Source organism: Nitrosomonas sp. GH22 (assembly GCF_009833115.1).
Lineage (GTDB): Bacteria > Pseudomonadota > Gammaproteobacteria > Burkholderiales > Nitrosomonadaceae > Nitrosomonas > Nitrosomonas eutropha.
Window position 1 is genome coordinate 128,423 of the sequence record NZ_QRCA01000011.1, and the last position, 10,276, is coordinate 138,698.

11 protein-coding genes and 1 other RNA gene are annotated in these 10,276 nt (G+C 49.3%); 6 read left to right on the plus strand and 6 right to left on the minus strand.

Annotated features, from left to right (window positions below; genetic code table 11):
• The first annotated feature begins 71 nt into the window (after positions 1 to 71).
• Together typA and ABF86_RS05145 are read left to right on the plus strand one after the other, a co-directional pair.
• Positions 72 to 1,886, plus strand: a complete 1,815-nt coding sequence (gene typA / locus ABF86_RS05140) for a translational GTPase TypA (protein WP_074684581.1) — start codon at positions 72 to 74, stop codon at positions 1,884 to 1,886.
• 53 nt (positions 1,887 to 1,939) lie between these two features.
• Positions 1,940 to 2,524, plus strand: coding sequence for a DsbA family protein (locus ABF86_RS05145; RefSeq protein WP_240142231.1), 585 nt, complete (start codon positions 1,940 to 1,942; stop codon positions 2,522 to 2,524).
• A 46-nt stretch (positions 2,525 to 2,570) separates the two neighbouring features.
• Here ABF86_RS05145 and mutM read toward each other — a convergent pair whose 3' ends face one another.
• From mutM to ABF86_RS05165, 4 genes are read right to left on the minus strand one after another with little or no spacing between them, the layout of a single operon-like run.
• Positions 2,571 to 3,386, minus strand: coding sequence for a bifunctional DNA-formamidopyrimidine glycosylase/DNA-(apurinic or apyrimidinic site) lyase (gene mutM, locus ABF86_RS05150; protein ID WP_074684579.1), 816 nt, complete (start codon positions 3,384 to 3,386; stop codon positions 2,571 to 2,573).
• A 45-nt stretch (positions 3,387 to 3,431) separates the two neighbouring features.
• On the minus strand, positions 3,432 to 4,784 hold the full coding sequence (locus ABF86_RS05155; protein ID WP_074684578.1) for a GldG family protein: 1,353 nt from the start codon (positions 4,782 to 4,784) through the stop codon (positions 3,432 to 3,434).
• Positions 4,785 to 4,807: 23 nt separating this feature from the next.
• Entirely contained in the window at positions 4,808 to 5,554 is a 747-nt protein-coding gene (locus ABF86_RS05160) for an ABC transporter permease subunit (protein ID WP_011635470.1), read from the minus strand.
• Complete coding sequence (locus tag ABF86_RS05165) at positions 5,551 to 6,309, minus strand: ATP-binding cassette domain-containing protein (protein ID WP_074684577.1); 759 nt, start codon at positions 6,307 to 6,309, stop codon at positions 5,551 to 5,553. The genes ABF86_RS05160 and ABF86_RS05165 overlap by 4 nt, the downstream gene beginning before the upstream one ends.
• A gap of 358 nt (positions 6,310 to 6,667) precedes the next feature.
• On the opposite strand from ABF86_RS05165, the gene ABF86_RS05170 reads away from it, so the two are divergent.
• From ABF86_RS05170 to ssrA, 4 genes are all read left to right on the plus strand, one after another.
• Positions 6,668 to 7,363, plus strand: coding sequence for an OmpA family protein (locus ABF86_RS05170; RefSeq protein ID WP_074456412.1), 696 nt, complete (start codon positions 6,668 to 6,670; stop codon positions 7,361 to 7,363).
• Between the two features lie 223 nt (positions 7,364 to 7,586).
• Positions 7,587 to 8,291 carry a bifunctional 2-polyprenyl-6-hydroxyphenol methylase/3-demethylubiquinol 3-O-methyltransferase UbiG gene (gene ubiG, locus ABF86_RS05175; protein ID WP_074684660.1) on the plus strand — a complete coding sequence of 235 codons (705 nt, stop codon included), beginning with the start codon at positions 7,587 to 7,589 and terminating at the stop codon, positions 8,289 to 8,291.
• 28 nt (positions 8,292 to 8,319) lie between these two features.
• Complete coding sequence (locus tag ABF86_RS05180; RefSeq protein WP_074684576.1) at positions 8,320 to 8,970, plus strand: HAD-IA family hydrolase; 651 nt, start codon at positions 8,320 to 8,322, stop codon at positions 8,968 to 8,970.
• Between the two features lie 67 nt (positions 8,971 to 9,037).
• Positions 9,038 to 9,398, plus strand: a transfer-messenger RNA (tmRNA) gene (gene ssrA / locus ABF86_RS05185).
• A 248-nt stretch (positions 9,399 to 9,646) separates the two neighbouring features.
• Here the strand turns inward: ssrA and ABF86_RS05190 are convergent.
• Together ABF86_RS05190 and ABF86_RS05195 are read right to left on the minus strand one after the other, a co-directional pair.
• On the minus strand, positions 9,647 to 9,916 hold the full coding sequence (locus ABF86_RS05190) for a hypothetical protein (protein ID WP_204987565.1): 270 nt from the start codon (positions 9,914 to 9,916) through the stop codon (positions 9,647 to 9,649).
• 96 nt (positions 9,917 to 10,012) lie between these two features.
• Positions 10,013 to 10,276, minus strand: a 264-nt coding sequence (locus ABF86_RS05195) for an IS3 family transposase (protein ID WP_160803389.1), incomplete at its 5' end; no start/stop codon positions are given.

Consider the following 10,276-nt stretch of genomic DNA (forward strand, 5'->3'; position numbering starts at 1 on the left):
CAGTTCGAACACTGTTATAATCAACAGTTTATCCGGGATTGCCCGGGCCGATTTCCGAGGAACTTTCAATTATGACACGCCTGCTCCGTAATATCGCCATTATCGCCCATGTGGATCATGGCAAGACCACGATGGTGGATAAGCTGCTGCATCAGGCCGGCACCTTTGCTGCTCACCAGACCATTGCTGAACGGGTGATGGATTCTGATGATATTGAGCGCGAACGCGGAATCACGATTTTTTCCAAGAATTGTGCAATCGACTATGCCGGCGTACATATCAATATTGTGGATACCCCGGGCCACGCCGATTTTGGCGGAGAGGTCGAGCGTGTGCTGTCGATGGTGGATGGTGTGTTGTTGCTGGTGGATGCGGTTGAGGGCCCTATGCCGCAAACCCGTTTCGTCACTCGCAAGGCGCTGGCAGCCGGTTTGTGCCCGATTGTGGTGATTAACAAGATAGACCGCCCCGGTGCCCGGCCGGACTGGGTGGTGAACCAGACATTCGATTTGTTCGATAAATTGAATGCTACCGAAGAACAACTGGATTTCCCGGTGATCTACGCTTCCGGACTCAACGGTTATGCCACATTGGATCCCAAACAACCTGGCAGCGATATGCGTCCGCTGTTTGATCTGATACTCAAGCATGTTCCCGTACCGACAGGAGATCCTGATCAGCCGCTGCAACTGCAAATCAGTGCGCTTGATTATTCCAGTTTTGTTGGGCGTCTTGGTATTGGCAGAATCAGCCGGGGTCGTCTGAAATCGGGGCAGGAAGTGATGGTAATGACGGGTGGACAAACACCGAAAAAAGCGCGTGTCAACCAGATATCTGCTTTTAGCGGACTGGATCGGGTTCAGTTGAGTGAAGCAGCTGCGGGCGAAATTGTGTTGATCAGCGGGATTGATGAGCTCAGTATTGGCACGACGCTGGCGGATACTGATCGCCCGGAAGCTTTGCCGATGCCAAAGGTTGATGAACCAACGCTTTCAATGAATTTTCAGGTCAATACTTCACCTTTTGCCGGCAAGGAGGGTAAATTTATTACCAGCCGCCAGTTGCGCGAGCGCCTTGAAAAAGAATTGCTGACCAATGTTGCATTGAAGCTGGAAGAAACCGGCGAAACCGATTCATTTCTTGTTTCCGGGCGTGGTGAGCTGCATTTGACAATTCTGCTTGAAAACATGCGTCGGGAAGGTTATGAGCTGGCGGTGTCTCGCCCCAAGGTGGTTATCCGGGAAATTGATGGCGTTAAGTGCGAACCGTTCGAGATATTGACGATTGATATCGATGAAACCCACCAGGGAGCGGTGATGGAGACATTGGGAACACGCCGTGGTGATCTGCTGGATATGATAAGTGACGGGCGTGGCCGGGTCAGGCTGGATTATCGTATTCCTGCCCGCGGCCTGATTGGATTCCAATCCGAATTTATGACACTGACGCGCGGCACTGGCATCATAAGCCATATCTTCGATGAATATGCACCGATGCGGCCGGATATTGCTTCACGTAAAAATGGCGTGCTAATCTCGGCAGAATATGGTGAGGTAGTGGCTTACGCGCTCTGGAAGCTACAGGAGCGCGGCCGCATGTTTGTCAGCCCCGGTGAGCCGGTTTATGAAGGGATGGTGATTGGCATACATACCCGTGAGAATGATCTCGTCGTTAACCCTATCAAAGGTAAACAACTGACTAATATCCGCGCATCCGGCCATGATGAGGCGGTTGTGCTGACACCCCCGATTCAGTTGACATTGGAATCAGCAGTTGAATTCATTACGGATGATGAGTTGGTTGAAATTACTCCGAAAAGTATCCGTATCCGTAAACGTTTCCTGCTAGAACACGAGCGTAAACGGGCGGGCCGCTCCGTTGCCTGATGTTTCCTGGCAACAGGTATAAAAAATTGGTTCTATGGTATATCGCTGACCCCATGTGTTCATGGTGCTGGGGGTTTGCGCCGGTTATCGAGCAAATTAGGCAGGAATATTCGGCATCCTTGACGGTAGAGTTGATACCCGGAGGGCTGCGGCCAGGAACGAATATGCCGCTTTTACCAGAAAAAAAAGCACAAATTCTGCAGCATTGGCATACGGTGCATACCACGACTGGCCAGCCTTTTACCTTTGAAAATGCCCTGCCGGAAGGATTCATTTACGATACTGAACCTGCCTGTCGGAGCGTTGTCAGTATGTCACTGATCGAATCGGAAAAAATATTCCCCCTTTTTGCTGCGATACAGCACGCTTTTTATGTCGAACAAAAAGACGTGACGCAATTTTCCGTCCTGGCAAAACTTGTTGCTGATCTAGATATATCGGCATTGCAGTTTGCTTCGGTGTTTCAATCGGAAGAGGCGAAACAACAAACTTTGGCTGGTTTCCATCGTGCTGCACAATGGGGTATAAGCGGGTTTCCGGCACTTGTGGCCGAAAGCGGAACAGATCGCCATTTGATCACCACAGGTTATCGTCCGATTGAATCACTGCGCCGATTGCTGGATACCTGGTTGCAGTAGCATGAGGTTTGATTAAGCTCGTGAGCTGAATCTTTGACTGGCTTTTTTATTTTTGGCACTGCGCACAGAAAAAGCTGGATCGTTGTCCCTGGCGAGTTTTACTCACAAGTGCGCCACATTTCCGGCATGGCTGCCCTGTTCGCCCGTACACCCAATATTGTTGCTGAAAGCAACCCGGGCTACCATCGCAATCAGTAAAATCGCGCAAACTGCTCCCGCCTGCTTCAATTGCACGCTGCAAGGTCATCTTGACAGCGTCAACCAATCTCGCACAAAGCGCCGTACTCAGACTGCCTGCGGCAATCAGGGGAGAAATACCGGCATGAAACAAGGCTTCATTAGCATAAATATTACCTATGCCGACCACGATATGCTGATTCATGAGTGCTTCTTTGATACTGACACTGCGCCTTTGTATTTTTTCATGCAGAAACAAGCCATTAAAAGTATCACTCAGGGGTTCAGGGCCCAACTTTTGCAATAATGGATGTTGGCGAACATCCCCGTCCCACCACAATATTGCGCCAAACCGCCGAGGATCACGAAAACGCAGCATTTTTTCATTATCCAGCCACAGTTCGAAATGATCATGCAGTAATGACGGCGTGGATACAGGTAGTACGCGCAAACTGCCTGACATGCCCAGATGTATGATGAGTGTGCCTTTGCTACAAACAAACAGAAGATATTTTGCTCGCCTGGTGATGGTATTAATTTTTTGACCGGGGAGCAGCGTGATCAATTCAGGTGATACTGGCCAGCGTAAAACGTAATTCCGTATTTTTACCTGTGTAATGTATCTGCCAGCCAGGTAAGCATCTATTCCACGCCGGGTGACCTCAACTTCAGGCAGTTCTGGCATGATCTGACAAAAATTTGTAGCAAACAGCAGAAACTGGATTACACGTCATCTGCGTTTGCGGTACCAGCTGATGAAGAGTCCACTTACAAGAAATATCAGTGGCAGAGCGATGAGAAAACCAGTGGCGATCAGGGTTAATTGCAGCTCACTCAGCTCCAGTCGGCTGTCGATGGTGACACGCGGCTGAATCGAGATAAATGACTCATCTCCGGCGAGCCAGTTGATCATATTCATACCCAAATCCAGGTTGCCGCCGTTACCGAGATAACTGTTGGCCAGGAAATGTCCGCTGCCAACGACGACAACCCGTTGTTCGCGGTCTTCTACCACCCGGTTCAATGCGACGGCGATCTCCACCGGACCTGCAACATCATTTTCCTCATCAAAACTGATTTCACCTTCCAGCGGGCCAGTTTCCACCCAACCCTGCGGGGCTGCTTCTGCCAGAGTGACACTGCGCCAATCGGTATTTTCCTCGGGGATGAGCTGGCGAGCAAAAGGAAATACCGTAATGAAATCAAAGTTTTCTGTTACAGCATGTGCGCCGTAAAGGGTTCCCAGCGCAAACGTTGATGGTACTCTCAGCCGATCTGCCTGGGGATCAACCACCACGCCGGGTGTCAATACAATGCCGAGTTTTTCAGCCAGCGGCAGCAATCCATGCAGGGGGCCTGTATCCACCAGCCACAGCAAATTTCCACCTTTGGCAAGGTAATCCAGTATCTTTTTCACCTCTCCTTCCAGCAGTTCAGTCTGCGGGGATGCAATAATCAGTATGCCGGTATCTGGAATCTCTGGTTGATCGGTAAAGCTGAAAGGTTTGCTTTCGAAACCGATTTCCAGCAACTTCTTGTTAAAATTCCCCATATCACGCTGGGCGACACCATCCATTTTTCGTTCGCCATGGCCAGACAATACCAGCAACTGTTTTTTTTCGGTGCGCGCCAATCGAACCAATGCATTCGAAAATGCCTGTTCGTTAATGGTGGCAAGACGCTCTTTGCGTTCCTTGAAACTGATGACGATTTCGCCATTAAGTCTGACACCTGCGCTTTGCGCCTGCTGCGGCTGTTCTACCGGATCAATGAAATTCAGGATCAGATCCGGTTTAATTCGTTGATAAACGCTGACGAAGTTGCTGATGATTCCGCGAATATCGCCCAGTTGCAAATCCTGTTGTGTTGCATAAACGGTAATTTGTACCGGGCCGTCAAACTTTTGCAATATATCGATGCTGGCCTGGCTCAAGCTGTTGCGATTATTCTGACTGAGATCCCACTGTGTACGAAACTCCAGCGCGAGATAACCCAACACGCCCGTTAATACCAGGAACAAGGCAATGAATAGACCGTTTTGCCAGCGGGATCGTAATCCTGATTTTTTGTTAAACGTGGTCATAAAAAACCGGTTGGATCAGAAACTTAGCCATTCAGCCGCTCTCCATCCAGATGGTATATGGTCAGCACCAGAAAGGTGATGGCAAAAAGAAGAAGAAAAGCCAGGCTGAACGTATCGATTAGACCAATATTGAAGTTTTCAAAATGTCTGAACAGGGAAAAATGGCGTACAGCACTTTCTGATTCGATGGTCACGATATCCATTACCCATAAGCACAGCAACACCCCCAGACTGCCCAGCGCGGCAATGGCCGGGTAGGACGTGAGGCTGGAAATATACAGCCCCAGTGAAGCGAAACAGCTTGCCAGCAAAATCAGCCCGATTACATTACTGCCCAGCAGCCCGAAATCCAGCATGCCCCCTGTCAATAATGAAATGGATAGCATGACTATTAACAGCGGCATCAGACAGAAAAAAATCATGAGTGCCAGAAACTTGCCCAGCACGATGGCTGGTATGGAAACTGGTGCTGAAATCAGCATGACCAGCGTATGGTTACGGCGCTCTTCTGCGAATAAACGCATGCTTAGTACGGGGGTTACCGCTAGGAGTACGATGGATGCTATGGAGAATACCGGTGCCACGATTACTTCAGTTATACCCGGTGGATTGGCGAGCTGTGCCAGTTGAGGCTGTATTTCGAGGAAGGTATTTAGTCGCCCCAGAAATACCCAGGCCAGCACCAGTTGCATCACTGCCAGAAAAACCCACACTAGCGATGATACGAATAACAACTTGAGTTCTTTGCTGGCGATAGTAAACATCGTCATTGCGCCCATTCCCAGGCAGGTGCATTCTCTGCCGTGAGTTGCGTAAATATATTTTCCAGGTTCATATTTCGCTGTTTCAGGTTGTCCAGATTGTCGTCCAGTACCAGCCTGCCCTGGTGCATGATTTGTACACGATTACATACACTTTCTACTTCCGAGAGGATGTGGGAGGAGAGAATGATGGCGTGAGTTTTACCGAGTTCGCGAATCAGTGCGCGTACTTTTTGTATCTGGTTTGGATCAAGACCGACGGTTGGCTCATCCATAATAATCAGTTGTGGCCGGTGAATAATTGCCTGGGCAATTGCAACCCGCTGTTGATAGCCTTTCGACAAAATACCAATCAGCCGCTTTCCCACATCACTCAGTTCACATTGTTGTTTTACCTCATCCAGTGCGATCTGTACCGATGTGTTAGCAAGACCGTGCAGCCGAGCAGCAAACTGTAAATACTCATCTACCGTCAATTCTTTATAGAGAGGAGGTATTTCAGGCAGATAACCAATATAACGTTTTGCCTCAAGTGGATTTTTCAGTAAATCTACCCCGCAAATCCGGACGCTCCCACTGTCGGGTGCGAGATTGCCGGTTAACATCTGCATGGTGGTGCTTTTGCCGGCACCATTTGGACCCAGAAATCCGAGGACATCCCCGCAGCCTAATTTCAAGTTTACCTCGTGCACGACAACACGACGGCCGAAGCAGCGTTTTAAACCATCCGCCTCAATAACTGGATATGTATTATTTGGGGTCACGGCAATATTTATTATCAGATTTGCATATTATATTACCTGCTCTGCCAGATTTTTCGGCTAAAAAGACAATCTTGGTTAACTCTGTAATTGCTGCGCCGTTTATGGAGCATGTATCGTTAAAAGCGCCCGAAGGTTTGTCCACATTGGGCTATGTGGTTTGATACAGTGTTGTGCGGAAGATACACTTCGGTTTGACAAAGATAAAAGGATCAACTCATAATCGTTGCCGGTAGTATGCGAGCAATGCTGATCTGATTACGATGAGCGGGAGAGTCGTAACAGTATGAATGATCGTATAAAAAAGTGATCGTGGGTGGTTGTGATACAGGTTTTTATACTTAAGAACAAGGACAATAGCATGAAAAAAATGATATTAGCCAGGAAATATCTGATGGGAGCCGTTATTTTGCCCGGATTGCTGGCATCCGGGATTGTAATGGCTGATTTACATGAAGAACAAAGACAAGGCTTCAGCGCGGCAGATAAAGCTGAAGCTTATGCTGTGGATGATAACGGGGTCGTCGCCAGAAACTCAACAGGCCTATGCTGGCGCACCGGCTACTGGACACCTGCCAAGGCTATTTATGAATGTGATCCTGATCTGGTCAAGCAACCAGAGCAAGTTGTTGAGGCCCCGCCACCGGTAGTGCCGGTCGTGACTGAACCTGAGAAAGTATCTTTCTCGGCAGATGCATTGTTTGATTTTGACAAGGCTGTTCTGAAACCAGCCGGTATGCAGGCGCTAGATGATTTTTCCAGAAACCTGGAAGGGGTGAATTACGATTTGATCATTGCTGTAGGCTATACTGACCGCATCGGCTCGGAAGCGTATAACAAGAAACTTTCTGTAAGACGCGCAGAAGCCGTCAAAAACTATCTGGTTTCCAAGGGAATCGGTGCAGATCGTATCTTTACCGATGGTAAAGGTAAAGCCAATCCGGTTACCGGTGATTCTTGCCAGGGCACTAAAGCAACCAGAACATTAATTAATTGCCTGGCACCGGATCGTCGTGTGGAAATTGAAGTGGCTGGTACGAGAGAAACCATTAACTAAAATTTACCGCGCATTCAACGTGGATCACCTAAAAGCCCTGCCAGCGTGCAGGGCTTTTTGCTATGAAAGCATGAAAAGTGACCCTGTCCGATTAATCATTGATCGTTCAAGCGGATATTGCCGGGTAATCGAGAACTTGATACCCTGAACAAAGCTAAACTGTTCAGGGATGCAGTTATTGGCAGAAGTATCTTTTCAGTTAAATTTGCAGGCAAATTATTGTATGAAAAATGATGGCATCAACGCAGATCCAATGGAGCTGGAGAAATTCAGTCAACTGGCGCATCACTGGTGGGATCCAAACAGTGAATTCAAACCGTTGCATGAAATCAATCCGCTTCGGTTGAACTATATTGACGAAATTGCAGGGTTGGATGGAAAAACAGTTGTCGATGTCGGTTGTGGCGGCGGGATATTATCCGAATCCATGGCAGCACGCGGTGCCAGGGTGACGGGGATTGACCTGAGCGACAAGGCGCTGAAAGTAGCAAAATTACATCTTCTGGAAAGTGGCCATCAGGTTGATTATCGTAAAATAACTGTGGAAGCGCTTGCGTCGGAACTTCCTCAGCATTATGACATTGTTACCTGCATGGAGATGCTGGAACATGTGCCGGATCCTGCCAGCGTCATTCAATCATGTGCCCGTCTTGTAAAAAATGGTGGATGGGTATTTTTTTCGACCTTGAACCGTAATCCGAAAGCGTATCTTTATGCCATCATTGGTGCTGAATATATTCTTCGATTGCTGCCACGAGGAACGCATGAGTACGCAAAATTTATTAAACCTTCTGAACTGGCGCGCATGGCGCGTACTGCCGGATTGATAGAGTCCGGGATTATCGGCATGACCTACAATCCAATCACAAAAATCTATGCTCTGGAAGCTGATACCAGTGTCAACTACATCATGACATTCCAAGCCTGATTTAATACAAGCACATCAAGTATTCCTGATGATCAGAAAAGCTGTCCTGTTCGATTTCGACGGCACCATTGCGGACACAGCACCGGATCTTGGCCGCGCACTCAACCGGCAGCGTATTGCGCGTGATCAGCCGCCTCTGTCGATCGAACTGATCCGTACCGTTGCGTCTGCTGGTGCACGTGGGTTGTTGAATCTTGGTTTTGGTTTGAAACCGGATGATCCTGGTTACCCAGTCATGCGGGAGGAGTTTCTCTCCTTTTATGCCGAACAACTTTGCCAGGATACTCGCCTGTTTCCAGGTATCCCTGAATTACTGGAACAACTGGATGATCAGGCCATCCCATGGGGAATCGTCACTAATAAGCCAGCAAGATTCACTCGGCCGCTCATACACCTGCTTGGATTACATCACCGTGCAGCCTGTATTATCAGTGGAGATGATACTATCTACACCAAGCCTCATCCGGAACCATTACTTACTGCTTGTCGTCAGATAAACGCAGCTCCTGATCATTGTATTTATCTGGGAGATGATATTCGTGATGTGCAAGCCAGTCTTGCTGCTGGAGTAAAACCGATTGTAGCGCTTTATGGCTATCTCGGTACCGGTGATCCACCGGAAACATGGGGAGCATTTGAACTAATTAACCACCCAGGTGATCTATTACGGTATATTTAATCTGTTACAATTTTCCGGTTGAACTTTCTGAGCCACACCAGCTCTTATATATTAAGAATTCATGTTCGGGGGCGATCCGGTTTCGACGTGGGTTACAAAGCAGCGCAGGGCATACCGAGGTTCAGTACCCTCGTAAAACAGCTGAGAAAAAAATAGTCGCAAACGACGAAAACTACGCTTTAGCCGCTTAATCCGGCTAAACTCCACGCCAGTGGGCCTCAACGCTGGGTCTGGCAACAGACAGTGGAGTCACTAACGAGGATCGCGCTTTGCAGGGTTACTTTACAAAGCGTTAAAAAATAGGTAGCTCGCCTATCATCAGCTTGCCGGTTGGCGGATGCTAGGTTAAATTAAACAACATGGCTAAGTATGTAGAACTGTCTGTAGAGGACTTGCGGACGCGGGTTCAATTCCCGCCGCCTCCACCATATGCAAGGGCTCGGATAATCTCCGAGCCCTTTTTCTTTGCGCGCATCCCCGCGTGGCGCGGGGTTCCGGGCGCTGGCCCTGCGGGTGCCATCCCCTTCGGATGTGCCGAATCGGCCCGTTTCCCGGCCAGCCCAGTCTCTTTTCTCTGTTTGCCCTGCGGGTAGTCGCGAGGCCGAACCCTGCATTTACAGAGACTTGGCGCGGCCTTTCTGTGGTCAACCATGGCCACCGATACGCGGCCAAACCGCTACGCATCGAACCCGTCGACCACCCGCCGCTGCTCGATCCAGTCCAGCGGCAGCGGATTGCGCTGGAACCAGATCAGGCTCATGCATCGCGGCTGCTGGCCCGCCAGGATGCTCTGGATGATGGCGGGCTCCAGTAGGGTCAGGCGCAGCAGTTCGTTCACCGTCGAGTGGTGCAGGCCTTCGCGCTGGGCGATGTCGGTGCCACTGGTCACCACGCCGTCGTCGAGTAACTGTTGCCAGTAGAAGGCCCGTGCCAGCGCCACCAGCATGGGGCTGTCGAACTGGCCGCGTGCGGTCGGACTGCTGCTCTCCCCGTCCGAGCGGATCACCACCTTAACGTGGTCAAGTAAAATCGGACACCTCAGTTAAGCTGCTTTTATCGATTTTGCTGCTTCTGCTTCATATTGATTCGGACTTTTGTAATCCAGGTATGAATGCAGTCTTTGGTTATTATAAAACACGGCGATATACTGCAAAATATCCTGCTGTGCTGCATGGCGGGTTTGGTAATGCCGCCATTGGCAGCGTTCCTGCTTGAGGCTGCCAAAGAAACTTTCCGCAACCGCATTATCCCAACAATTTCCCAGACGACTCATGCTGCCAATAAAACCGTATGCTTTCAGTAGATT